Consider the following 26,028-nt stretch of genomic DNA (forward strand, 5'->3'; position numbering starts at 1 on the left):
TAAAATTTATCTGTAAATTGATTTTATTTATAAATAAACACCATTCGAGGTGAAATAATGCTTCAGCAGTGCTGCCAACTATTAGAAGATCGCCAGCTCAAAATTGCTTTTATTGAAAGTGCGAGTTCGGGTTATTTAACAAGTCAGTTTTCTATTCACAAAAATAGTGGTGCAGATATTTTACTGGGTGGCTTAATTAGCTACGACCCAAGCATTAAAATTAGTATTTTAAATATCGATCCAAAGTTAATAGAGACTTACACAGCAGAGTCACCTCAAGTCACAGAGGAAATGTGTAGGCTGGGTCAAAGCTTATTTCAACAAGCTAATATTATTGTCAGTTGTACTGGGCTATTAAAATCTGGCGGAAGTGAAACCCCAGAAAAACCTGTAGGTACCTTTTTTATTTGCATTTCTTACCAACAGCATATTTATCATTATCGTTATTTTTTATCTGGTCACTCAGAACAAAAGTTAAAGACATTAACTCAGAAAGTTTCCGATGCCATAATTGCTTTACTCACATCAACCATAAAAACTAATTCCCCATAAAAAAAGAGAATATGTTTCCATATTCTCTTTTCGGTTTTAGCAGACAAAGCTTAGCTGAGTTTCATTTTATCGAAGACTAAATGCCCATTTTCGCCTTTAACTAGAATAGTATCACCTGCGACAAAATCACCCGACAAGATTTTTTGTGCTAATGTGTTTTCAATCTGTTGTTGAATCGCACGTTTCAATGGACGCGCGCCATAGACAGGATCGAAACCAGCATCAATCAATAAATCAAAAGCGGTATCATCTACAGTTAGGCTCATGTCACGATCAACAAGACGCGAACGTAATCGATCCAACTGAATATCGGCAATGCCACGAATTTGTGCTTTTTTGAGTGAATGGAAAATCACAAGCTCATCAATCCGGTTAATAAATTCCGGACGGAAATGCTGACTTACCGCATTCATTACAATGGTACGCACTTCATCGTCTGTTGCACCCTCACCTAGCTCACGTACATCTTGTGAACCTAAGTTCGAAGTCATCACAATTACCGTATTTTTAAAGTCTACTACTCGACCTTGTGAATCGGTTAAGCGGCCATCGTCCAATACCTGGAGCAAGATATTGAATACATCAGGATGCGCTTTTTCAACCTCATCAAACAACACAACACTATATGGCTTACGGCGAACAGCTTCAGTTAAAACACCGCCTTCTTCATAACCCACATATCCTGGAGGTGCACCAACCAAACGGCTAACAGAATGTTTCTCCATGAATTCACTCATGTCGATACGAATCATGGCATCATCACTGTCAAACAAGAAGTTAGCAAGTGCTTTAGTCAACTCAGTTTTACCAACACCTGTTGGACCCAAGAACAAGAATGATCCACTAGGTCGATTCGGGTCAGACAAGCCTGCACGTGAACGACGTACGGCATTAGACACTGCAACAACTGCTTCATCTTGCCCTACAACACGGTCATGTAAAAACTCTTCCATATTAAGAAGTTTTTCACGTTCGCCTTGCATCATTTTAGCAACCGGAATACCTGTTGCAGCACTCACAACTTCAGCAATTTCATTTTCAGTCACTTTAGTACGAATGAGTTTTGGCTCTTCGTTCTCCTCTGCAACTTCATCTTGCTCCAGTTGTTTTTGCAACTCTGGAATTACGCCATACTGTAAACGTGCTGCCTCAGCCAAATCACCTTCACGCTGAGCTTTCTCAAAAGCAATACGCGCTTTATCAAGTTCCACCTGAGCCTGTTTAGTACCTTCTACCAAAGTTTTTTCAGACTTCCAGATTTCTTCAAGATCGTTGTATTCTTTCTCGACTTCAGCAATCTGTTTTTCAAGATGAGTGACTTCAGCTTTACTGCCGACATCTTCATCTTTTTTCACAGCTTCCAATTGCATTTTCAACTGGATTAAACGGCGATCGAGCTTATCAAGTGCTTCAGGTTTAGAGTCAATCTCCATTTTAATACGAGAAGCTGCCTCATCAATCAAATCAATTGCCTTGTCTGGTAATTGACGGTCGGTGATATAGCGATGAGACATTTTCGCCGCAGCAATAATCGCAGAGTCTAAAATTTGCACGCCATGGTGAGTGGCATATTTTTCTTTAAGTCCACGTAAAATTGCAATCGTATCTTCAACACTTGGCTCATCAACTAGCACTTTCTGGAAACGACGCTCTAAAGCTGCATCTTTTTCAATATATTGACGATATTCATCTAAGGTCGTCGCCCCCACACAGCGCAATTCACCACGAGCCAACGCAGGTTTTAACATATTACCTGCATCCATTGCGCCATCGCCTTTACCTGCACCTACGAGTGTATGTAACTCGTCAATGAATAAGATGATTTCGCCTTCGTGTTTTGCCAAGTCTTTTAAAACAGCTTTTAAACGTTCTTCAAACTCACCACGATATTTAGCACCAGCCAGTAATGAACCTAAGTCGAGGGATAAAACACGTTTATTTTTTAATCCCTCTGGCACTTCACCATTCACAATACGCTGTGCCAAACCTTCAACAATAGCGGTTTTACCTACACCCGGCTCACCAATAAGAACAGGGTTGTTTTTGGTACGACGCGATAAAACCTGAATAGTACGGCGAATTTCATCGTCACGCCCAATGACAGGATCAAGTTTTCCAGATAAAGCACGCTCTGTTAAATCAATCGTATATTTATTAAGTGAGTCACGTTGGTCTTCGTGATTATTACTCATGACTTTGTCATTACCTCGAATATGTTCAATTACTTTGCGTAAGCTGTCTGGAGTTACACCTACCGCACTTAAAATATTTTTAGTTTCGCCTGTCTCTGCCAAACCTAATAAAACCCAGTCAGTTGATAAAAATTCATCACCTGCTTTTTGCGCATATCTGTCTGCCAGATTAAGTGCTTTCACAGCTTCTGGGTTTAAGTTGACATCACCCGTTGGATTGGCAATTGTGGGCGCATCTTTTATAGCCTGTTCAAGTTTTTGTTTAAGTTCAGGTAACCGTGCACCTGCTTGTTGCAACAAACTAATATTTGATGGCTCTTCTAACAAGGTAGACAAAATATGAATACCTGCGATAGCGGTATGGTCTTTACCCATCGCTAAAGATTGAGCATCTGAGAGGGCTTGCTGCAAGCGGTTTGTAAATTTTTCAAAACGCATTCTTGTTATTCCTCACAACAAATTTGTACTTGTCTAATAGATGGGAACACTTCTTCGGATTTCAAATAAATTTTTATATATTTTTCATAATGTTATAAAAATAACAATGAGTAAAACTCCATTATAATATGGGATTGTTTTGTATATATTTCAAGTACAGTTCAGCTACATTTTATTAAAATGCTTGAATATTTAGATTCATGCTTATTCTTACTACGCTTTTCACAAAGTCTTCATTGAGAATTTAGTAATTAAGCTTTAGTTTATCTTGCTAGTTTCCTACTCGTTTTGAAATGAAAATGCACTTTAAACACATTATATTAACAACAACTTGTCTTTTTACTTCGGCACTGGCAAACGCTCAGCTTCCGCAAGACTCTAGACGACCTGGTGGAATTGCAGTTATTCCTCTAACTACTGATATTACTCAGGTCACTTTTCAACAAAAGCCTGTTTTAATTAGTCAAGAAGGTCAGCAGCGCTATGCTGTACTTGGTATTCCATTATCTACTCCAATCGGCAGTATTCAACTCGACACAAATAAAGCCCCGATTCAAATAGAAGTTAAGTCTTATCCTTACGCAGAACAACGGATTAAAGTCACGAACCAAGATTATGTGAACCCTAACCAAAGTCAATTAGACCGCTACGCTCAAGAAGCAAAAGAACAAAATGATGTGTATACCTCATTTACACAGAGCTCATGGCAAACCCTACCCACATTTATACGCCCGACTTCAGGGAAATTTAGCAACTCTTTTGGAAGAAAGCGCTTTTTCAATGGTGAAGAACGCGCGCCTCACTCAGGTTTAGATATTCCTGCGCCAGTAGGGCAAAAAGTTATTGCGCCCGCAGATGGTGTGGTTATTCAAACTGGATCTTATTTTTTTAATGGACAAACTGTATTGATTGATCATGGCCAAGGCTTAGTCAGCATGTTCTGCCATTTAAGCGCAATTAAAGTAGAGAAAGGCCAACATATCCGTCAAGGAGAAACGTTAGGTTTAGTAGGCAAAACAGGACGCGTGACAGGCCCACACCTGCATTGGGGCATGAGCCTTAATAATGCTCGGGTAGATCCTCAGCTTTTTCTAAATACAGCTCGTTAATTTAAAGCTTTACGAAAATACTTTGGCGCTTCGACATAGCCTTCTCTTAGGTAAAATTGATGTGCCAAAGGTCTTTGCATTCCTGAATGCAGTTCCATTCGATCACACCCTCGGCGTCTGGCTTGTTGCTCAGCCTCCTTTACGAGTAAATGCCCTACACCTTTGCTACGCATATTCTCATCAACACACAGATAGCATATTTTGGCAAAGTCACCTTGTAAGGCAATTTGCGGAATAAAGTAGAGAGATAAAAAACCATAAATTTTACCCCTCTCTTCAGCAATCAAAATTTGTGAATTAGAGTCATTATGGAGTATCTCAAACTTTTCTTGAATAAGAGCAAAAGGCTGTGGGTATCCCATCTGTTTAAGTAGATCACATATAGCTTGAGTATCTTTTGATTTAGCAGAACGAATATTCACCTTTCTTCTCCCTATTATTTTTTAGTTATTTTTGACAATAAAAAAAGCCAACTCTAATGTCAGCTTTTTTTAATTTCTAGCTAGCAAAAAAATGCCTTATTCCGCTTCAATAATTTCGAAGTCATGTGTAATTTCAACACCACCATCGGAAAGCATTTTACTTGCTGAACAATATTTCTCGGCAGACAATTCAACTGCTTTTGCAACCTGCTTTTCTTTCACAGCTTTACCAGTTACCACAAAATGTAAGTGGATTTTAGTAAACACAGCCGGAATTGCGTCAGCGCGCTCAGCTTTTAAATTACATACAACATTCGTCACATCTTGGCGAGATTTCTTTAAAATAGTCACAATATCAAACGAAGCACACCCACCAAGTCCCATTAATATCAATTCCATAGGACGTGGACCACGGTTTTCACCACCATACTCAGGTGAGCCGTCCATGATGACACTATGCCCACTATCCGATTTCGCTTCAAAAGCAACATTCTCTAGCCAATGTACACTTGTTTGCATTGCAACTACCCAAAAAAAATTATAAATTTAAGCAGGGTCTGTTGACATTTCATCTATGGATTGCGTTATAGCTAAAAATTAATCCAAATAAGACGCAAAACCCAGACAATGGCAATCCTTTGTCCAGTTTTGTAATAAAGTTTGTGAAATTTCAGCCATAATCTGAGTTGCAATTAAAGCAGCGCAGGCATAGCGCAAGACCAAGTTATTTTGTACGTTCCGTTGTTAAGATCTATTTATTTAGAATGGCTAAATTTCATAGTTCTTATTTGGTACGTCTAAAAGAATTGTCTTATGTTGCAACCATCTGTGAAATGTCAACAGGCCCTTGTTTTGTACACTAACATAAAATGAGTTGATAAGGAATTTCATCTCTTCTGTGTAATAGCTCATCTCGAGCTTGTGTGAATTGTTTACCCTATTCGGAACATATTAAGCATGACTTCAAATTTTTCACAACTCAGCACAGATGCTTTATCTCCGGGGCAACTACCTGAATCCGTTAAAGCATTGTTAAAACGTGCTCACATCAACAGATATCCAAAACGAACCACAATTGTTGATGCCGGAACAGAGTCAAAATCTTTATATTTAATTTTAAAAGGCTCAGTTTCAATTATTTTGCGTGAAGATGATGAACGTGAAATTGTTGTTGCGTATTTAAATCCGGGCGATTTCTTTGGGGAAATGGGGCTTTTCGAACCGAACCCTCAACGTACAGCCGAAGTTCGAACTCGTGATGTCTGTGAAATTGCAGAGATCTCTTATGACAACTTCCACGAACTTAGCAAACAATACCCAGACTTAAGCTATGCTGTTTTTGCACAATTAGTTCGCCGTCTAAAAAATACGACCCGTAAAATGACAGATCTTGCGTTCATTGATGTGTCTGGCCGTATTGCACGTTGTTTAATCGATCTATCTTCTCAACCAGAAGCAATGATTTTGCCGAATGGTCGTCAAATTCGCATTACTCGTCAAGAAATTGGCCGTATTGTTGGATGTTCACGTGAGATGGTTGGCCGTGTACTCAAAACCTTAGAAGATCAAGGTATGATCCAAACTGATGGTAAAGCCATTCTTATTTTTGATGCATCATTAGAAGAAAACACTGTTTCTGATGAAGACTACGACGATGAAGAATAATATTCATTAAATTTTTAATAAAAAGCAAACTTCGGTTTGCTTTTTTTATATGCAACAATGAGTTAATACACAAAACTTACAAACTATTCTAATTTTATGATTTAAGTTGAATACATATTCTCCGTTAGGCTAACTCAAAATTTCCAAGGATTCCGCTGTATGCAATTTAACCCACTTAGTCGCACAGGCCTTAAACTTCCAGAAATTTGTTTAGGCACCATGACATTTGGTGAGCAAAACTCCCAACAAGAAGCTTTTGAACAACTCAATTACGCCTTGGCCCATGGTTTATATTTTTGGGATACGGCAGAGATGTATTCCGTTCCGCCAAAACCTGAAACTTATGGTGCAACTGAAACGATTATTGGTAATTGGTTTGCCCAACATGGACAACGTGACAAAGTCTTTCTCGCATCTAAAATTGCAGGTCCGGGCTTTGGAGGAACACACATTCGAGAAGGCAATACACGCTTTAACAGTGACCATATTGCCAAAGCTCTAGATGGTTCACTTAAACGCCTCCAAACGGACTATATCGATCTTTATCAACTGCATTGGCCTGAACGTCATACCAACTTTTTTGGTACGCTCGCTTATGGTAATCAGCAAGCTGAAAATGATTACGACACAACACCTCTAGAAGAAACATTACTTGCTCTACAAGAAGAGATTAATCGCGGACGCATTCGCTATATTGGTTTATCAAATGAAACCCCGTGGGGCACTATGAAATTTTTACATTTAGCCGAAAAGCTAGGTGTCAGTAAATTTGTAAGTGTTCAAAACCCTTATAGTCTTCTTAACCGTACTTATGAAATAGGTATGTCAGAGATTGCTAAATATGAGGATGTCGGATTGCTCGCCTACTCTCCTCTGGCTTTTGGTTACTTAACGGGTAAGTTTAGAAACGGCGCTCGTCCCACCAATGCTCGTGTAACACTATTCCCCCGCTTTAGCCGCTACAGTAACCCTCAAAGTGAGTGGGCAACTGAACAATATGCACAGCTAGCAGAAAAGCATGGACTAAGCTTGACTCAGATGGCCTTGGCTTTTATTAAACAACAATTCTTTGTGACCAGCACAATTATTGGTGCCACTAATTTAGACCAACTAAAAGAAAATATTCAGGCATTTGAGATTGAACTACCAAGTGAAGTTCTAAAAGGTATTGAGGCCATCCATACCCAACAGCCCAACCCTGCTCCTTAAATAAAAAACGGATGCTTAAGCATCCGTTTCCTTTATCTATATAAAATTTACATCTTATTTGCGGCTATTATAAACTGCCATTGCCGCAGGTAAGTTTTTACGCATATCACCAATACGTTGTGAGTTAGATGGGTGAGTAGACAAGAATGATGAACCACCGCCACCTTCAAGCTTATTCATTTTTTCCCAAAGTGTAATCGCTGCATTTGGATTATAGCCTGCACGCGCCATCAACATTAAACCACCTTGGTCAGCACGACTTTCCAAGCTACGAGAATATGGTAAGCCCACACCCACTTGTGTACCTAACTGAGCAGCAGCAGTACCAAGCTGGCCTACATTATTACCCGCATAGCTTAAACCGATGCCTAGAGCTAAATCAGTTAAAGCCTGTGCACCGATTTTACTTTTTGCATGCTCTTCTAAAGCATGTGTCATTTCATGTCCCATAACAGCTGCAATTTCAGCATCTGTCAGGTTCAATTTATTCACAATACCTGTATAGAACACTACCTTGCCACCAGGTGCAACGTAAGCATTAATCGTATCTGATTTCAACACCGCTAACTGCCAGCTAAATGGTTGACCAGTCTGATTCATCTGGTTAGCATATGGTTTTAAACGGTTGAATACAGCATTAATACGGTTATATGTACTAGAGCTTGTATCGAGAGCACCCTTACCACGTGCTTCCTGCACCATCTTATTAAAACCTTGAGCAGATTGAGCATTTAAGGTTGCAGTATCTGCCCCAGCCATGTCCGCTACTGTTGCACAGCCAGAAATGGTCATCACACTTGCAGCACACAAGCTTAAAAAGAGTTTTTTATTCATAACACGGATCACCTAAATCGATAAAAAGCTGTTTATTCTTTTGCACTTATTATAAGAAATACCACTGATGCTTTGAATGTCTCATTTCTCCATGATCATAGTATTTATGTAACGATCAAGTAGATAAAGTCATCAAATAAATCCAGAAAATTAAACAGATTACATTTAAACCCAAATAAACATGACTTAAGGTTTTAACTTTCTCTTCAAGATTAGGACTTTCCCTTTTCCAGAGTAAATAACTATTTTGTATGAGTACAACAGGAATTAACACACATGCGAACAAAACCGACAAGCTCATAAAAGCGGTCATAAAGAAATCTTCATGATATTCCTGTCCATAAATAACCAACATCGCCAGCGTGGGTGAACCACCAATAGCAAATAAAAAAGAATAAAAAATTGTTTTTGAAATAGTTGGTTGCAGCTTCATCCTGAGCCCATCCTTCCTTATCTATATATAACGTTTTAATCTGAATCTAATAAAACGAAAACTGCACTTTAGTCGGGTATAAAAAAAGCCCCCTTTCAGGAGGCCTTTTTAATCTTTGCTAATTAAGCAGAGAATGGATGACGTAAAACAATTGTTTCTGCACGATCTGGACCAGTTGAAACGATATCAATCGGACATTCGATTAATTGTTCAATACGCTTAACATAAGCCAAAGCATTTGCTGGTAATTGATCGATACTAGTTAAACCAACAGTCGACTCGCTCCAACCAGGCATAGTTTCATAGATTGGCTTCAAGCATTCAAAAGAAACTGCATCTGAAGAACCGACACAACCTGAATCTGTATTTTCATAACCTACACAGATTTTTACTTCTTCCAAACCATCTAAAACGTCAAGTTTAGTTAAGCAAATACCTGAAAGTGAGTTTACATCTACAGAACGGCGAAGAATTTCAGCATCAAACCAACCACAACGACGTTGACGGCCAGTAGAAGCACCAAATTCATGACCAACAGTACCTAGGTGTTTTCCAATTGGGTCACCAGAATCAGCAGCTGCATCGTAAACTAATTCAGTTGGGAATGGACCAGCACCTACACGTGTTGTATAAGCTTTAGTAATACCTAATACATAATCAAGATGTAAAGGTCCCATACCTGAACCAGAGCTTACGCCACCAGCAGTTGTATTTGAACTTGTAACATACGGATAAGTACCGTGGTCGATGTCTAGAAGTGAGCCTTGAGCTCCTTCAAACATTACAGCCTTACCTTCTTTGCGATAGTCATGCAACACTTTAGTCACGTCAATCACTAATGGAGCAAGCACTTCACGCCATTGGTTGCAAAGAGCCAATACATCTTCAAATTTAACAGCTTCTACACCGTAGAACTGAGTTAATTGGAAGTTATGTAACTCAAGCATTTCTTGAAGTTTTTCTTCTAATGCTGCACCACCACGAACAAGGTCAGCAACACGCACTGCACGGCGAGCTACTTTATCTTCGTATGCAGGACCAATACCACGACCTGTAGTACCGATTTTAGCATTACCACGTTTCTTCTCACGTGCCTGATCAAGTGCAATGTGGTTAGGCAAAATGAGTGGACAGTTTGGAGAAATACGTAGACGTTCTTTAACAGGAACACCTTCTGCTTCCAAAATTCCCATTTCTTCAATTAACGCGGCTGGTGACAGTACTACACCATTACCAATTAAGCACAATACGTTTTCACGTAAAATGCCTGATGGAATGAGGTGCAATACAGTCTTTTTACCACCTACGACAAGAGTATGACCTGCGTTATGTCCGCCTTGATAACGTACTACCGCAGCCGCCTGATCTGTGAGCAGGTCGACGATTTTACCTTTACCTTCGTCGCCCCATTGGGTACCAAGTACCACAACATTTTTGCCCATAATAGCCTCATTACATCATGCTGTTAAAATTGGAAACCACCAGTAAAAATTTACCGTTGGCGATTAAATCTTTTCAATATTCCATTGTCCATTTTGCGACACGAGTTGATGGGTCGCATATGGAATAGAACTTAAATCATCATTACCTAACAATTGAACGATACGTAAACCTTGAGCACGTGCATTCGAAATTGCTGAGAGTAAATCCTGTTCTGAGCCTTTTGGAGCAACTACAGTTTCGATTTCGGCGAACTGATTTGCACCTAAGGCATATAAATCACAACTGAAACCAGTAGCAGGACGTGCACGACCAAAGTGCTCACCAATACCATCATAACGACCACCCTGCGCTAAAGGCGCAGCACGATTCGGTGCATAGACCGCATACATTAAGCCAGTGTGGTAGTGATAACTACGTAGCTCTACAACATCAATACCGATATTGAGATTTGGCCAACGGCCTTTAATTTGCGCAAGTGTAGTTTTAAGTGCATCTAATGCTGATTTAAACTCAGCATCTTGTAAGATGTTTGCACTTAAATTCGCCTGCAATGCTTCTAGATCACTAGAATAGCGGCCAAGTGCATAGAAATCAGAACCCATATTGAGGTTTTGAGTAAATTCAGCTAACTCTGGTAACGCTTTTCTTTGATAAAGATCTGAAAGCTCATGCTCTTCATTTTTTGACAGTCCAGCACATTTTACTAAACTGCGGAACAACCCTACATGGCCCAAATCTAGATGTGCGCCTTGTAAAGTGTAGATATTCTCGATCAGCCCCAGCATAACATCGACCATTTCGACATCAGCTTCGATACTGTCATGCCCGTATAACTCTGCACCTAATTGGAGAGGTGCACGTGTGGCATTGAAATTTTGTGGTTTAGTATGTAATACAGTCCCTGAATAACAGTAACGTGCAACGCCTTCAACTGGTCTTACATGTGCATCGATACGTGCAACTTGTGGCGTCATATCAGCACGAACACCGAGTAAACGGCCTGAGAGCTGATCAATGACCTTAAAAGTTACTAAATCTAAGTCTTGATTTGATTCTGATAATGAAGACAACGATTCGATGTATTCGATAAATGGTGTATATACCAATTGATAACCTCGTACCGCGAGGAAATCTAAAGCTTCACGGCGAAGTTTTTCAATGACTTGCGCCTGTTCCGGCAATACATCTGCTACCCCGTCAGGCAGCAACCATGTCTCTGAAATGGTCATATTTCAAGCCTAAAATCTGATCAACGTGGAACGACCCCACATAAAAAAATCGGGAACACACCCGATTTCTCTTAGTGTAGCATGATACTTTGTGCCATGCACCTGACAATTTGCATAAATCTTTCTTAATAAACTCTAAAGTCAAAAAGAAGATTTAATGAATTAATAATAATATTCAATACTTTATTCTCATTCACTCATATCATAGACAAAAGTTCTTCGACCAAAGAATGGGCCAATATCTGAGCTATCCCCTTGTTGCCAGTTAACCAAACTTAACTTTTGAAAGAATCACACAAATCCAATAATCGGTTTGCATAGCCCCATTCATTATCATACCAAGCGAATACTTTAGCTTGATGGCCAACAACCATCGTCTGAGTTAAATCAACGATGAGTGAATAAGGTGAATGATTGAAATCACTCGAAACTAAAGGCTCATCTGTTACCGCCATAATTTCTACATAATCTGTTTGGGAGGCTTTAACTAGTATTTCATTAAGGTGATGCACTGTAATTGGAGATTGTGCGATAAAAGTTAAGTCAATTGCCGCTACATTAATAGTCGGTACACGAATTGAATAACCATCAATACGGTCTTCCATTTTAGGCATAACACGTTTTAATGCACCAAGCGCACTAGACGTGGTCGGAATAATATTTTGCCCTGAAGCCCTAGCACGACGTAAATCACGATGTGCGTGGTCAAGAACAGATTGGTCTGCCGTCACTGCATGAATTTCTGTCATAAGTGCTGTTTCAATACCAAAAGCATCATCAATGATTTTGACTAATGGAACCAAAGCTTGAGTAGTACATGAAACGCTTGATATGATCTGATCAGTCACTTTGACTTCATTATGGTTCACACCATAAACAATGGCTGCGTCAACATGATCAAAAGGTGCCGCCCCAATAATGACCCGCTTCGCCCCTGCTTGTAGATGACGTGTCGCATCCGCATGAGAACGGAACAGTCCTGTACACTCAAGTACCACATCAATATCTAAACTAGACCATGGTAAAAGTTCAGGTTGTTTCTGCTTTAAAACCTCAACTTTTAGCGTTCGTTGATTTGACTGAATATTCAAAAAAACTTTTTCATTTTCAATGAATATATCTACATTTCCATTGAAGCGGCCGTGTGTAGAATCATATTTAAATAAATGCACTAATGTCTGGACATCTGCTATATCGTTAATCGCCACGATTTCAAAATGAAATTGTTTTGGGCTTTCGAACCAGGCGCGTAAAACATTACGTCCAATCCGACCAAACCCATTAATGGCGATACGTTGCATGACCTATCCTTATCAACAAAACTACAAACTAAAGAAGGCATATAGTAAAGCACGTCAAGGCCAATTGAATATAGATTTTTAGCCAAATCACAGTTTTGTAAGATATTCCTTTTAAAATCGTTGGTTCGGTGGGGTTTTTCCGCTACAATTTAGCGTTTTTAAAAAATAAGCCCCGTATCACATGCAAGGTTTGGCATAAAACAAACAGGCATTGATACATTTAGCCAAATTCGAAAATATGGAGTGACTTGGTTGTGAGTACTCGTTTAATGACATCTGCTGAAATTCGTGAAGCATTTTTGCGCTACTTTGAAACGCAAGGGCATACACGTGTCGCGTCGAGTTCTCTTGTTCCTGCCAACGACCCAACTTTATTATTTACAAATGCTGGGATGAACCAGTTTAAAGACTGCTTTTTAGGTCTTGAGAAACGTGACTATGTGCGTGCAACTACATCTCAAAAATGTGTACGCGCTGGCGGTAAACACAATGACTTAGACAACGTTGGCTACACTGCACGTCACCATACATTCTTTGAAATGTTAGGTAATTTCTCATTCGGTGATTATTTCAAACGTGATGCGCTTAAATTCGCATGGGAATTTTTAACCAGCGAACAATGGCTTGCTTTACCAAAAGATAAACTTTATGCCACGGTTTACCACACCGATGACGAAGCTTACGACATCTGGAACAAAGAAATCGGTTTAGCGCCAGAACGTATTATCCGTATTGGTGATAATAAGGGCGAAAAATACGCATCTGACAACTTCTGGGCAATGGGTGATACTGGCCCATGCGGTCCATGTTCTGAGATTTTCTTTGACCATGGTGATCACATTTGGGGTGGTTTACCAGGCTCACCTGAAGAAGACGGTGACCGTTTCATTGAAATCTGGAACAACGTTTTCATGCAGTTTAACCGTACTGCTGATGGCGTGCTTCACCCTCTTCCTGCTCCGTCTGTTGATACAGGTATGGGCTTAGAGCGTATCTCTGCTGTATTGCAACATGTTAATTCGAACTACGACATTGACTTGTTCCAACACTTATTAAAAGCTGCTGCAAATATTATTGGTATTGAAGACCAAGGTCAGCCTTCTTTACGTGTTGTTGCAGACCATGCGCGTTCATGCTGTTTCCTCATTGCTGATGGTGTAAACCCAAGCAATGAAGGTCGTGGTTATGTACTTCGCCGTATTATCCGCCGTGCTGTTCGTCACGGAAATAAACTTGGTGCAACTGGTACGTTCTTCTACAAAATGTTGCAACCTTTAATTGAAGTTATGGGTGATGCATATCCAGAGCTTGCAGCGCGTAAAGACGTGATTGAAGCAACTTTAATTCGTGAAGAAGAACAGTTTGCTAAAACACTTGAGCAAGGTTTAAAACTACTTGAAGGTGAGCTTGCTCAATTAAAAGATAAGACGATTCCTGGTGCCACTGTATTTAAACTTTACGACACTTACGGCTTCCCGACAGACTTAACTGCTGATATTGCACGTGAACGTGACTTTATTATTGATGAAGCTGGTTTTGAAGTAGAAATGGCAGCACAGCGTCAACGTGCTCGTGATGCTGGTAAGTTTGCAGTCGACTACAACAACATTGTAAAAGTTGAAGGCGAAACTCAGTTTGATGGTTATATCAACACCACTGGTCAAGGTCAAATTGTAGCGATCTATAAAGATGGCGTACAAGTTAAAGAAGTTTCAGAAGGTGATGAAGCGCTTATCGTTTTAAACCAAACTCCTTTCTATGCTGAAAGTGGTGGTCAGATTGGTGATACTGGTATCTTCAAAAATGAAACTGGTATTTTTGAAGTTCAAGATACTAAAAAGTCAGGCGGTGCCTTTGTTCATCAAGGTATTGTGACCGTTGGTAGCCTTAAAGCAGATCAAAGTGTTGAAGCGATTGTTAAAGCGGACATTCGTGAAGCAACTGCACGTAACCACTCTGCAACTCACTTATTACATGCTGCCCTCCGTCAAATCTTAGGCTCACATGTACAACAAAAAGGTTCTTTAGTTGCAAGCGATATCTTACGTTTCGACTTTGCTAATGACCAACCTGTAACTTTTGAACAGTTACAACAAGTTGAGCGCTTAGTGAATGCAGAAATTATTGCAAATAGTGCTGTAACAACCGAACTTCTTGATATCGAAGCTGCAAAAGCTAAAGGTGCCATGATGTTGTTCGGTGAAAAATATGGTGATGAAGTACGTGTACTTTCTATGGGTTCAATTATTGATGAGAAAAACTTCTCAATTGAACTTTGTGGTGGTATCCACGTTAAACGTACAGGTGATATTGGTTTATTCAAAATCACTTCTGAAGGTGGTGTAGCTGCTGGTGTACGTCGTATTGAAGCTGTTACAGGTACTAAAGCGCTAGATGTAGTACAAAAAACTGATGCTGATATCCAGCACATTAATGGCTTATTAAAAGCACAGAAAGACCAAACTGTTGAGCGTGTGCAAGCCAATGTTGAATTGGTTTCTGCATTACAAAAGCAGATTGAACAGCTCAATCAGAAATTGGCAAACTTCCAAGCGTCAGAATTGATTGATCAGGTACAAACCATTGCTGGTCGTCAAACGCTTATTACCACTGTTCAAGGTGTAGATGCAAAATCACTTCGCAACTTACATGACAGTGTTAAATCGAAATTAGAGAATGCAGTTATTGTTTTAGCTGGTGTAGAGGGTGACAAAGTCAGCCTACTTGCTTCAGTTGCATCACAATACATTGCAACTCTAAAAGCAGGTGACATCATCAAACATCTAGCAACCGAGTTAGGTGGTAAAGGTGGTGGTAAACCTGACTTAGCACAAGGTGGCGCGCCACTTAACGAGAAGTTTGGACAAGTTATCGCAGCATTACCTGCATGGCTTGAACAAAAATAAGACTTCACTTTTTGTGTAACTGACCCTGAAAAGCCTCTCAGGGTCATGGCTTATATGGAACAACTATGGCATTAATCGTTCAAAAATATGGCGGTACTTCTATGGGTACCCCCGAGCGCATTTTAAATGTTGCTCGTCGTGTGAAGCGTTGGCATGATCACGGTCACAAGGTTGTTGTGGTCGTATCTGCAATGAGTGGTGAAACAAACCGCTTACTTGCTCTCGCTAAAGCCATTACCGAAACACCTGACCCACGTGAGTTAGACCAAATGGTTTCAACCGGTGAACAGGTGACGATTTCCATGTTAGCTATGGCACTTAATTCGATTGGTGTGGAAGCTAAATCCTATACCGGACGTCAAGTCGGTATTAAAACTGACAGTGCATTTACCAAGGCGCGTATCGAGTCTATTGATACAGATGTCATGACCAATGATCTAGATGCAGGCCGTGTTATTGTAGTTGCTGGTTTCCAAGGCTTTGATGCTAATGGAAATACCACAACACTAGGTCGAGGTGGTTCAGATACTTCTGGTGTTGCTCTTGCTGCTGCTTTAAAAGCTGACGAATGCCAGATTTACACTGATGTAGATGGTGTTTACACTACTGACCCTCGCGTTGCTCCTAAAGCCAAAAAAATCGACCGTATTTCTTTTGAAGAAATGCTAGAAATGGCATCATTAGGTTCTAAAGTTTTACAAATTCGCTCAGTAGAGTTTGCCGGGAAATATCAAGTTCCTTTACGTGTATTATCAAGCTTTGATAATGACGACGACGGCGTTTTTGACGACGAATTTAAAGAAAATGTTGGTACACTCATTACTACTGAGGCAGAAGATACTATGGAACAGCCAATTATTGCAGGTATTGCTTTTAACCGTGACGAAGCAAAATTAACGATTTTAGGTGTACCTGATGAACCAGGCATTGCTTCTAAAATCTTATCACCAGTAAGTGATGCCAATATCGAAGTCGATATGATAGTGCAAAATGTTGAAGAAGATGGCACTACAGATTTCACATTCACAGTAAACCGTGTTGATTTAGCGAAAGCTGAAAAAATCTTAAACGAAACTGCTAAAAATATTGGCGCACGTGAAGTTTCAACACGTGATGACATCGTTAAAGTGTCTATCGTTGGTGTAGGTATGCGTTCACACGCAGGTGTAGCGAGCAGAATGTTCACTGCCCTTGCTGATGAAGGTATCAACATTCTTATGATTTCAACTTCTGAAATTAAAGTTTCTGTGATTATCGACGAGAAATACCTTGAACTTGCTGTTCGCTGCTTACATACCGCTTTTGGTTTGGATCGTGAACATGGTGAAAGCAGCGCTCGCGCTTAATTTTACCAACCGGTCAAGAATTCATTAAAAAATGTTTACTTGTCCGACAATAATCAAAGAAAACACAGAGCCGCTATAGTTTTTTTTATAGCGGCTCTGTTATATTAAACGGAAAGTTTTTTGGCAGAGATTATCAAAATATGACTTTGTTCTCATATTTCTGTTAGAATCTGACTGAAAACTGAGGTTGAGCTTTTTATTTGGGTACCAATATTGCAGTTTTAAGCGTTTAGCAAGGAGATAAACATGCTGATTCTGCCCCGCCGTGTCGGGGAAACATTAATGATTGGGGATCAAGTCAGTGTTACTGTGCTTGGCGTCAAAGGAAACCAAGTTCGTATTGGTGTGAATGCACCAAAAGAGGTTTCTGTTCATCGCGAAGAAATTTATCAACGTATTCAACATGAACGTGCAATGCATGAACACCTTCAACATCTTGATCAAGATTATCAAGTTTCTTATGAAGATGATAATTATGCACAGAAAAACTTCAATCGTTAGTATGAAGTTGTTCTCTCCCTAATTAAAGCGACTTTATAGTCGCTTTAAATTTTTTAAGTGGTTGTATTTATAGACCTAAAGCACGTTTAACAGGTGCATAGCTACGACGATGCTGATCAATCACGCCATGCACGGCAATCGCTTCAAAATGTGCTTTGGTTGGATATCCTTTATGTTTGGCAAATCCAAATAACGGATATTGCTGATCTAATTCTGCCATTTGTCGATCTCGTGTCACTTTCGCCAAGATACTTGCTGCACTAATTTCAGCATGGCTTGCGTCTCCACCAACAATGGCTTCACAAGGAATAATAATTCCTTTCGGAATTTGATTACCATCGACAATCACTTTTTGAGGTTGCGTTTTCAAGCCATCAACAGCGCGTTGCATAGCCAAAAAAGTCGCCTGTAAAATATTTAGTTCATCAATTTCAGCATGAGTTGCTTCAGCAATTGACCAAGCTAAGGCTTTTTCTTGTATTTCAATAAACAACTTTTCACGTTTCTTTTCAGTTAATTTTTTAGAATCATTTAATCCTAAAATTGGATTATTCGGATCTAAAATCACAGCTGCTGCCACAACCGAACCTACTAAAGGCCCCCGTCCTGCCTCATCTACACCAGCAATAAACATCGACTCACTACCTTTAAATAAAAGAGGCTGATCAATAGTAATCAGCCTTCTTTAACACATAATTTATTAATTACTTTTGTAAAGCTTCTGCCACACAAGCGTTTACAGTTTTAGAAACCACTTGGTTTACGATTGTAGCACGTGTATTTACATCAAGTGCAGCTGCAGCTAATTCTACTGCTGTCACACTGTTTGGAGCCTTTTCGCTCACACAACCACACACATTCGTTTGGATGCTATCACGTTGCTCAGCAGTCATATATTTTGTTGCTGTTTTCCAAGCTGCAACATTGTTAATCTCTGTAATACATTTCGCATTTACAGCAACCTTTAACGCAGCAACGCCTAATTGTTGAGTTGTGGTTTGTGCAGAAGCAGCACCTGTACCAGTGCCTGTAGTTGTTGCACATGCTGTTAAAGCTAAAACAACTGGTGCTAGAGCGAGCATCAATTTTTTCATCATTTTTTCCTTTGATTGAACGTTGGCAGCGCGTATTGTGCCTAAACTCAACTTTAGAAGAAACAAATAATTTGATGCATTTATGCAAACTATTTTGCCGAGTGAAATTCAGCTCATCAAATACTTTTTTTGGGGTAAAACGTTCTGTTTTTAGCACGCTCTGTCACATTTAAAACATTTTTTAAAATCTGTGCTTTCCCCTAAAATCACAAATCAAAACGACAAAAAAAGGGTCTTCTATGCCTGCTGCTTCATCTCAGTATTACACCCGTACCGCACAAATTCTGCATTGGGTGATGGCAATCATTTTCATCGCAGCATGGGCTATTGGTTTCTATAGTGGTAATTTTTTAAGTTATGATACTAGTACCATTAAAGGTGATGTCATTACGCTGCACAAAAATATTGCAACCACCATTATCTTTTTGGTGATTATCCGGATTTTATGGCGCTATACACATCCAGCTCCAAAACTACCTGACACTATGTCACCGATGATGAAAACTCTGGCTCACATTGGTCATCTATTCCTTTATGTGATTTTGGTGGCTTTACCTATCACTGGATGTCTATTTAGTTGGAGTGCAGACCATCCGGCTCCAGTTTTATATTTATTTGATATTCCACGTTTAGTTCAAAAAAATGATGAGCTTTTAGCTATCGTTAAACCTTTACATATTTATATTTCTTGGTTTGCAGGCTTGCTGATTGTTGGGCATGTACTAGCAGCTTTAAAACATCACTTTATTGATAAAGACAATATTTTAAATAGTATGACCAAACAACCTAAATAAACCTGATGTATAAAAAAACCGCCTATCACAGGCGGTTTTTTATTTAGATTTTTTGGATTTCTGCAATCCACTTTTGTTTCTCTTCATCTGAAATGAATGAAGCTTCAAAAGAGTTAATTGCGAGTTGCTTCAACTCATCATTGCTTAAGTCTAATGCTTGCTGAATGGCAAAGAAATTATCATTCATATATCCACCAAAATATGAAGGATCATCTGAGTTAACAGTCACGTGTACGCCTTTTTGTAAAAGACGGCGGATATTATGATCTTTCATATCCTTAACAACACATAGCTTTAAGTTACTTAAAGGACAAACCGTTAATGGCATTTTTTCATTAATTAAACGCGTCATTAATTGTTCATCCTCTTCAGAACGCACACCATGATCAATACGATTCACTTTAAGTAGATCTAAAGCTTCCCATACATATTCAGGAGGACCTTCTTCACCAGCATGAGCAACGATTAAGAAACCTTCTTCACGCGCCTTAGCAAAAACACGTTCAAATTTAGCTGGCGGATGCCCTACTTCACTTGAATCAAGGCCAACTGCAATAATGTCTTGTTTAAATGGTAAAGCTTGTTCAAGTGTTTCAAATGCAGCTTCTTCACTTAAATGACGTAAGAAACACATAATCAGTTGAGAGCTGATACCAAACTTAGCTTTGGCATCTGCACACGCACGCTTTAAACCATTAATCACAGTTGAGAACGCAACACCACGGTCTGTGTGGGTTTGCGGATCAAAGAACATTTCTGTGTGAACGACATGATCTTCAGCACATTTCTCAAAATAGGCCCACGCTAAATCATAAAAGTCTTGTTCATGTACAAGAACATTCGCGCCAGCATAGTAAATATCTAAGAATGATTGAAGATTATGAAAGTTATAAGCTTGCTTTACTTCTTCAACAGATTTGTAAGGAATCTGAATCTGATTGCGCTGGGCAATTGCAAACATTAATTCAGGTTCGAAAGTCCCTTCAATATGTACATGCAATTCGGCTTTTGGTAAGGCGCGAATCAGCTCGACTTGATTCATATTAACTCCACGTCTAAAGAAAAAAGGGTGTGGTCAAAATCACACCCTTTTATAATTTTCTTCTTATTGAAAACTATGTCTAAGATAGCTCAAGAAGAAAATTATAAAAAATCATATTAACCGCCAAACGCGATAAATTTAAATACCCAAAGCGCAGCAATAATCCATACCATGTACGGTACAGTTTTTGCCTTACCCGTGAATAATTTAACTAATGCATAGCTAATAAAGCCCATTGCAATACCATCAGCAATTGAATAGGTGAATGGCATAAATACAATGGTTAAAAATGCTGGAACAGCTTCAGTAATATCATCCCAATCAATGTGAGTGATTCCTTGGATCATCAACACACCAATGAACAATAAAGCTGGCGCCGTTGCAAAACCTGGTACAGATTGAGCAAGAGGTGCTAAAAATAAACAGCAGATAAATAAGACTGCAACCACAACAGCAGTTAAACCAGTACGTCCGCCTGCTGCTACACCTGAAGCTGATTCGATATATGGTGTAGTTGAAGATGTACCTAATGCGGCACCTGCAACGATTGCAGTAGAGTCTGCAAATAATGCTTTCTTCAAACGAGGTAATTTACCGTCTTGTAAAAGACCTGCACGGTGTGAAACACCAACCAAAGTACCTGTACTGTCAAACAAGTCGACAATAAGGAATACGAAAATGACGCCGACCATACTTGCTGTAAATAGACCTTCAAAGTCCATTTGCATGAATGTTGGTGCAATTGAAGGAATTTGACCCACTACACCTTTAAATTCATTTAAACCTAAAGCAGTAGCGATGGCCGTAACAACTAAAATACTAATAATGATTGCACCGCGAACCTTTAACTGGTGTAAAACCACAATCATTAAAAATCCGAATAGCGCTAATAATACTGTAGGCTGTTTGATATCACCCAAACCGACTAAGGTCGCTTGGTTATCAACAATGATTCCAGCATTTTTTAGTGCAATCAGTGCTAGGAACAAACCAATACCACCACCGATCGCAAACTTAAGTGACATTGGAATCGCATTAACAATCGCTTCACGAATTTTAAAGAAGCTAATTGCAAGAAAGACAAGGCCTGAAACAAAAACAGCGGCTAAAGCTGTTTGCCATGGCACGCCCATCCCCATACAAACCGAGTAGGTAAAGTAAGCGTTTAAACCCATACCAGGGGCCAGTGCGATTGGATAATTAGCAATGATCCCCATTACTAAACATCCGATTGCTGCTGCCAAACAGGTTGCAACGAATACGGCACCATGATCCATGCCGGTTTCAGATAAAATGAGTGGATTGACAATAATGATGTAACACATCGTTAAAAATGTAGTTACACCAGCAAGAACTTCAGTTCGGAAAGTGGTTTTATTGTCGCTTAGCTTAAATAAACGCTCTAACCAGCCTGCCGAAGAATTGGGCGCCGCCATAAGTAGCCTCTATGCAAAATCTGAACTGTGGAATATTTACGTCTATGTAGGTCGCTGAACAATATTGTTTTTCTGTTCAGTCCTATAAACAAGAATCTCAAATTTAAGAAGCAACAAATATGCCACTCATTTGATTTCTAGCTTTATACATAGCAAACAACCACAGCCCCTCTTGAAACACAAAAAAGCTGCATAACCCCTATGCAGCTTTTTTACTATACGTTCAATAAGTTTAACAGATTCAACAGAAACATGATCAAAATTTATGAAAAGATATGACCAATGACACTGTAAAAAGTTAGAAATTTATAGCTCGTTATTGCTAGAAAATAATTTTTTTCTCGCCTATATATTGTTGCATATGAAAAGAAGCTAAATTGCTGTGATGAGCATGATTCGGATTTCGTTCGATACTTTGCAGGTTTTTTTCAGCTTCATGTATGATCTGCATTAGCTCTTGATGTCTTTTATTTTGAGTATCTAAATAAGCCCAATACCCTAATACAAAGACGATACCCACACACAACACTATTAATACTTTATTGATCATTATTATTATCTCTATGTTTTTAATGTTAATGATCTTAACAAAAAATTATAGCTTTGTGAATATTTTCACATTTATTTACAATAACACACTCTTATTCAAATTATTGAAAATAAAAGTTATTTTAAAAATATCATTAAAAAATCTAATAAATACTAAACTTTTCCATTGAAAAGTAACTTTATTTAATAAGAGTTTATTTTAGTTATTTTTAATATTATCTTTTTATCGGTTTTAACTCTTAAGTTATTTTAAAGATAGAGCATAGACAAATGTGTATACGGCTTGAAATTTCTTTTTATTTGTTAAGCTTTAAATGAGATAAAAAGGAGCTATTTTCGTTAATGTACTTTTCTTTAAAATTGTTTCTTTAGCGACTAATTTCTATGTTGTATATTTAGCATGGAAAGTAAAAATTCATCTCAAAGAAATCTTTATCTTATTTAAAAATATTTTTTCTCCTTTGACTCTATTGGTTGACTAGCAAAATTACGTCCAAGTTTCATCGTTCTATAAATCGCACCAAGCTTTCTATTTTCATAGCTTCATTCCAATAAACGCTACGATAAACTGTACTCAGATAAAAAATTAAATCAGGAGAATACATCATGTTTGATATGCGTTTATCTCACGAGCGTGGTGCAGCACATCATGGTTGGTTACAATCAAAACATAGCTTTTCATTTGCTAACTATTGGGATCCTAAACAAGTTGGTTTTTCGGATCTGCTTGTAATTAACGATGATAACGTTGCTCCATCTAAAGGCTTTGGTACTCACCCTCACCGTAATATGGAAATTATTTCCTATGTACTTGAAGGTGCATTAGAGCATAAAGACTCGATGGGTACAGGCTCTGTGATTGTGCCGGGTGACATTCAGCTGATGAGTGCAGGTCGTGGTGTTGCTCATAGTGAATTTAACCACTCAGCTCAAGAAGGCGTTCATTTCTTGCAAATTTGGGTTGTTCCAAATGAAGTGAATACAGAGCCAGGCTATCAACAAGTTCATATTGATGAAGCAGACAAACGCGGTAAATTGCATTTGATCATCTCACCAAAAGGTGGCGAGAAAACTTTATCGATCAAACAAGACATTAATATTTACTCAGGTCTTTTTGATGGTGAAGAAAATGCTGACTTTGTGATTCCTGATGGTCGTTATGTGTACCTACACGTTGCTAAAGGTCGTGTTGATGTAAATGGTAAAACCTTTAACACCGGCGATGCTGCACGTATTCGTGAAGGTGGAAGCTTATCGTTTACCAATGGTGATCATGCCGAAATTTTGATTTTCGATATGCGTCCTGAAGAAGTTCCAACCATGCCATAAGATCAATTAAGCCCTCATATAAACTTTTATGTGAGGGCTTTTTATCGTTACTTGGACTTATAAAAATTCTAACTCTGCTCAATGCTCTTCTGAACGTGCCATCTCTGTATTGATATAGCTCATAATCATAGTAGTTAGCCCCTGCACCATTTCATCAAAACTAATATAAGGGTTGGGCAAAATAAGATGCCGTGCGACATTAAAAATTCCACTATTAATACAGATATAGGTAATTACAGGCAAATTATTGATTTTTAGGTATTTTGGATTATGCATCATATATTTCATGATGACTTCCATTAAAGCCTGTTCAATTTTGGGAATGTATTTGTCGTACTGCAACTCTCCTGCATAACGTAAAACAGTCAAATAGCGGTCGTTATTTTTCTTTAATAAATCACTAAAAGTATAAAAAATCATTTCAATAACAGGCTCTAACTCCAACTGTAAAATTGTCGGTGTAAGCTCTGTAATCATGTCCAGAATTTCCCGAACAAAAAAGTGATTCATCGCATCATAAATTTCTTCTTTATTTTTAAAATATTCGTATAAAGACCCGACACTCACTCCTGCAATTTCTGCAATATGACGTGTCGTGGTTCCACTCGGTCCATGAAGTGCCACGGCAATAAAACCTGCTTCAATAATCGTGTCGACAGTGACTTTAGCTCGAGTTTGACGTGGTTTACGCGTAGTCATACGATCTAATTAATAATCCGAACATAAAGTCAGATTAGCATGTAATCTAACTCGGTAGAAATAAAAAAACAAAATCCGAATAGTTGTCAAACTTAAGTGAAAAAACTGAGAAAAATAGATCTCAATTTATCAATCAATTGATGTTTTAATTCATTATTTCCAGAGATTAGAAATAAATTTAATTTATTATTTTTCAAAAAGATAAAATCAATTTATTTAGAAAAATTATTACAAGAAATGTCTATAAAATACTTTTATATATTTAAGAATTTACCCGAATTGAATCCGAACATAATGTCAGATTAATATGAAAAAATTAAAGAAGAGTCATTCAGCAGCTCTTGTCTGCCTCGGTTCTTCTTCCGTTATTCAGCCAAATAATCAAACAAATAACGGAGCAACAACACCGTAGTCAATGCAGAGAATCATCTGTTTTTGAAAATGGAATTTTACAGTGCTTTGTTGATCATTGAGTTTATTGATTTTCATCAAAATGCACCACTACTTTGCCTCAGGGTGTCGCCATGATCTCGACCGCAGTTAAAAAATCATTCAACAAGCTTAAATTTCAGCGTGAAATTGAGCTACCAGATTTTGCTAGCAAAAGTTCAATTCCAATCAGACATTTAAATATTGGTTTTGATGGTAAAGAAATTGATGTCAGATTCTATATGGACAATCAATTTGCTACTTTGTTTTTTGCCACACTTTCGGTGTTTTTAACTTACGGTGAAGATCTAGTTATTGAAACCGCTCGCCATCACCGTGAATTTATCAAAGATCCAATATTAAAGCAGCGAGTAACGTCGTTGATTGGCCAAGAAGCAATTCATTCTAAATTGCACAATGAATATAACGATGCCCTTCAAGATGCTGAATATCCTGTCGCGCTGTATCGTTTTCTTGGCTCAAACTTCTTTAAGTATGTTTTCTTAAAGTTTCCACAGCCACTCAAATTATCAATGATGGCGGGTATTGAGCATTTTACTGCGGTACTTGCCGAATACATGATGAAGCATGAAAAGAATTTCTATTATTCAGATGACGAAAAAAGCCGTGCATTGTGGATGTGGCATATGCTTGAAGAATCTGAGCATAAAGATATTGCCTACGATGTATATCAACTTTTAAATGGTAGCTATGCACTACGCGCGTCTGGTTTCTTCCTCGCGCTATTTACCATTTTAGGTTTAATCCCTGCGACTACATTATTTGTGCCTGTGTTAAGAAAGCCACAAGAGATGCTGACTTTGAAATTCTGGAAAGATGCTCGTCGTGGTGTAGGATTAATCTTTGGTCCAAAAGACGGAGTTTTCGGCAGTACGATTGGTCAAATTCTTGACTACTTACGCCCAGATTTTCATCCAAATGATCATGATACAACTGAATATCTTGAGTATTACAAAAAGAAATTGCTGACCGAAGGCGGCGCAATTGCTCCTTACTTTGTTAAAGAATTTACCCCACCAGTACGCATGTCTTAATCGTCCTGCATTTCCAGCTAT

25 protein-coding genes are annotated in these 26,028 nt (G+C 38.7%); 10 read left to right on the top strand and 15 right to left on the bottom strand.

The window, feature by feature from the left end; translation table 11 throughout:
* The first annotated feature begins 57 nt into the window (after positions 1 to 57).
* Positions 58 to 552, top strand: coding sequence for a CinA family protein (locus J580_RS09825; protein ID WP_032004027.1), 495 nt, complete (start codon positions 58 to 60; stop codon positions 550 to 552).
* Positions 553 to 602: 50 nt separating this feature from the next.
* On the opposite strand, the gene clpB is transcribed toward J580_RS09825, so the two are convergent.
* Positions 603 to 3,182, bottom strand: a complete 2,580-nt coding sequence (gene clpB / locus J580_RS09830; protein WP_005070314.1) for an ATP-dependent chaperone ClpB — start codon at positions 3,180 to 3,182, stop codon at positions 603 to 605.
* 299 nt (positions 3,183 to 3,481) lie between these two features.
* On the opposite strand from clpB, the gene J580_RS09835 reads away from it, so the two are divergent.
* The gene (locus J580_RS09835; RefSeq protein ID WP_032004028.1) at positions 3,482 to 4,291 is read left to right on the top strand and encodes a M23 family metallopeptidase; all 810 of its coding nucleotides are present in this window, start codon (positions 3,482 to 3,484) and stop codon (positions 4,289 to 4,291) included.
* On the opposite strand, the gene J580_RS09840 is transcribed toward J580_RS09835, so the two are convergent.
* The 3 genes from J580_RS09840 to J580_RS23035 form a co-directional block, all read right to left on the bottom strand.
* Positions 4,288 to 4,713, bottom strand: a complete 426-nt coding sequence (locus tag J580_RS09840) for a GNAT family N-acetyltransferase (RefSeq protein ID WP_005076986.1) — start codon at positions 4,711 to 4,713, stop codon at positions 4,288 to 4,290. The two genes, J580_RS09835 and J580_RS09840, sit on opposite strands and share 4 nt — an antisense overlap.
* Before the next feature lie 96 nt (positions 4,714 to 4,809).
* Entirely contained in the window at positions 4,810 to 5,232 is a 423-nt protein-coding gene (locus J580_RS09845) for an OsmC family protein (RefSeq protein ID WP_002121528.1), read from the bottom strand.
* A 78-nt stretch (positions 5,233 to 5,310) separates the two neighbouring features.
* On the bottom strand, positions 5,311 to 5,430 hold the full coding sequence (locus J580_RS23035; protein WP_002121587.1) for a hypothetical protein: 120 nt from the start codon (positions 5,428 to 5,430) through the stop codon (positions 5,311 to 5,313).
* A gap of 240 nt (positions 5,431 to 5,670) precedes the next feature.
* Between J580_RS23035 and crp the strand changes: the two genes are divergently transcribed.
* Positions 5,671 to 6,378, top strand: a complete 708-nt coding sequence (gene crp / locus J580_RS09850) for a cAMP-activated global transcriptional regulator CRP (RefSeq protein ID WP_032004029.1) — start codon at positions 5,671 to 5,673, stop codon at positions 6,376 to 6,378.
* Between the two features lie 159 nt (positions 6,379 to 6,537).
* Positions 6,538 to 7,587, top strand: a complete 1,050-nt coding sequence (locus J580_RS09855; RefSeq protein WP_032004030.1) for an NADP(H)-dependent aldo-keto reductase — start codon at positions 6,538 to 6,540, stop codon at positions 7,585 to 7,587.
* 54 nt (positions 7,588 to 7,641) lie between these two features.
* Here the strand turns inward: J580_RS09855 and J580_RS09860 are convergent, their stop codons facing one another.
* The 5 genes from J580_RS09860 to J580_RS09880 all read right to left on the bottom strand — a co-directional run bounded on the left by J580_RS09860 (position 7,642) and on the right by J580_RS09880 (position 12,827).
* On the bottom strand, positions 7,642 to 8,421 hold the full coding sequence (locus J580_RS09860; RefSeq protein ID WP_002121572.1) for a M48 family metallopeptidase: 780 nt from the start codon (positions 8,419 to 8,421) through the stop codon (positions 7,642 to 7,644).
* A 115-nt stretch (positions 8,422 to 8,536) separates the two neighbouring features.
* Positions 8,537 to 8,854, bottom strand: a complete 318-nt coding sequence (locus J580_RS09865; protein ID WP_002121533.1) for a hypothetical protein — start codon at positions 8,852 to 8,854, stop codon at positions 8,537 to 8,539.
* Between the two features lie 122 nt (positions 8,855 to 8,976).
* A complete protein-coding gene (locus tag J580_RS09870; protein WP_002121613.1) occupies positions 8,977 to 10,296 on the bottom strand; it encodes an adenylosuccinate synthase in 1,320 nt (439 codons plus the stop codon).
* Positions 10,297 to 10,359: 63 nt separating this feature from the next.
* Positions 10,360 to 11,526 carry an ATP phosphoribosyltransferase regulatory subunit gene (locus J580_RS09875; protein WP_032004031.1) on the bottom strand — a complete coding sequence of 389 codons (1,167 nt, stop codon included), beginning with the start codon at positions 11,524 to 11,526 and terminating at the stop codon, positions 10,360 to 10,362.
* A 275-nt stretch (positions 11,527 to 11,801) separates the two neighbouring features.
* Positions 11,802 to 12,827: a type I glyceraldehyde-3-phosphate dehydrogenase gene (locus J580_RS09880; RefSeq protein WP_032004032.1), complete on the bottom strand. Its 1,026-nt coding sequence runs from the start codon at positions 12,825 to 12,827 to the stop codon at positions 11,802 to 11,804.
* A gap of 269 nt (positions 12,828 to 13,096) precedes the next feature.
* On the opposite strand from J580_RS09880, the gene alaS reads away from it, so the two are divergent.
* From alaS to csrA, 3 genes are all read left to right on the top strand, one after another.
* Positions 13,097 to 15,733, top strand: a complete 2,637-nt coding sequence (gene alaS, locus J580_RS09885; protein ID WP_032004033.1) for an alanine--tRNA ligase — start codon at positions 13,097 to 13,099, stop codon at positions 15,731 to 15,733.
* Between the two features lie 65 nt (positions 15,734 to 15,798).
* The gene (locus tag J580_RS09890) at positions 15,799 to 17,079 is read left to right on the top strand and encodes an aspartate kinase (RefSeq protein WP_032004034.1); all 1,281 of its coding nucleotides are present in this window, start codon (positions 15,799 to 15,801) and stop codon (positions 17,077 to 17,079) included.
* Positions 17,080 to 17,325: 246 nt separating this feature from the next.
* Complete coding sequence (csrA, locus tag J580_RS09895; protein WP_031950299.1) at positions 17,326 to 17,580, top strand: carbon storage regulator CsrA; 255 nt, start codon at positions 17,326 to 17,328, stop codon at positions 17,578 to 17,580.
* 67 nt (positions 17,581 to 17,647) lie between these two features.
* Here the strand turns inward: csrA and rnhB are convergent, their stop codons facing one another.
* Together rnhB and J580_RS09905 are read right to left on the bottom strand one after the other, a co-directional pair.
* Positions 17,648 to 18,214: a ribonuclease HII gene (rnhB, locus tag J580_RS09900; protein WP_002163155.1), complete on the bottom strand. Its 567-nt coding sequence runs from the start codon at positions 18,212 to 18,214 to the stop codon at positions 17,648 to 17,650.
* A gap of 70 nt (positions 18,215 to 18,284) precedes the next feature.
* Positions 18,285 to 18,674 carry a hypothetical protein gene (locus J580_RS09905; RefSeq protein WP_005076998.1) on the bottom strand — a complete coding sequence of 130 codons (390 nt, stop codon included), beginning with the start codon at positions 18,672 to 18,674 and terminating at the stop codon, positions 18,285 to 18,287.
* Positions 18,675 to 18,913: 239 nt separating this feature from the next.
* Between J580_RS09905 and J580_RS09910 the strand changes: the two genes are divergently transcribed.
* Positions 18,914 to 19,468, top strand: a complete 555-nt coding sequence (locus J580_RS09910) for a cytochrome b (RefSeq protein ID WP_014206183.1) — start codon at positions 18,914 to 18,916, stop codon at positions 19,466 to 19,468.
* Between the two features lie 43 nt (positions 19,469 to 19,511).
* On the opposite strand, the gene J580_RS09915 is transcribed toward J580_RS09910, so the two are convergent.
* The 3 genes from J580_RS09915 to J580_RS09925 form a co-directional block, all read right to left on the bottom strand.
* Complete coding sequence (locus J580_RS09915) at positions 19,512 to 20,510, bottom strand: adenosine deaminase (RefSeq protein ID WP_032004035.1); 999 nt, start codon at positions 20,508 to 20,510, stop codon at positions 19,512 to 19,514.
* Positions 20,511 to 20,626: 116 nt separating this feature from the next.
* Positions 20,627 to 21,946: an NCS2 family permease gene (locus tag J580_RS09920; RefSeq protein ID WP_032004036.1), complete on the bottom strand. Its 1,320-nt coding sequence runs from the start codon at positions 21,944 to 21,946 to the stop codon at positions 20,627 to 20,629.
* Between the two features lie 322 nt (positions 21,947 to 22,268).
* The gene (locus J580_RS09925; protein WP_032004037.1) at positions 22,269 to 22,496 is read right to left on the bottom strand and encodes a hypothetical protein; all 228 of its coding nucleotides are present in this window, start codon (positions 22,494 to 22,496) and stop codon (positions 22,269 to 22,271) included.
* Between the two features lie 605 nt (positions 22,497 to 23,101).
* Between J580_RS09925 and J580_RS09930 the strand changes: the two genes are divergently transcribed.
* Positions 23,102 to 23,824 carry a pirin family protein gene (locus J580_RS09930; RefSeq protein ID WP_032004038.1) on the top strand — a complete coding sequence of 241 codons (723 nt, stop codon included), beginning with the start codon at positions 23,102 to 23,104 and terminating at the stop codon, positions 23,822 to 23,824.
* A gap of 78 nt (positions 23,825 to 23,902) precedes the next feature.
* Here J580_RS09930 and J580_RS09935 read toward each other — a convergent pair whose 3' ends face one another.
* Positions 23,903 to 24,523, bottom strand: a complete 621-nt coding sequence (locus J580_RS09935; protein ID WP_002163161.1) for a TetR/AcrR family transcriptional regulator — start codon at positions 24,521 to 24,523, stop codon at positions 23,903 to 23,905.
* Between the two features lie 524 nt (positions 24,524 to 25,047).
* Here J580_RS09935 and J580_RS09940 point away from each other — a divergent pair.
* A complete protein-coding gene (locus J580_RS09940) occupies positions 25,048 to 26,007 on the top strand; it encodes a metal-dependent hydrolase (RefSeq protein WP_005070390.1) in 960 nt (319 codons plus the stop codon).
* The last annotated feature ends 21 nt before the right edge of the window (positions 26,008 to 26,028 follow it).

Source organism: Acinetobacter sp. 1542444, assembly GCF_000581835.1.
GTDB lineage: Bacteria > Pseudomonadota > Gammaproteobacteria > Pseudomonadales > Moraxellaceae > Acinetobacter > Acinetobacter pittii.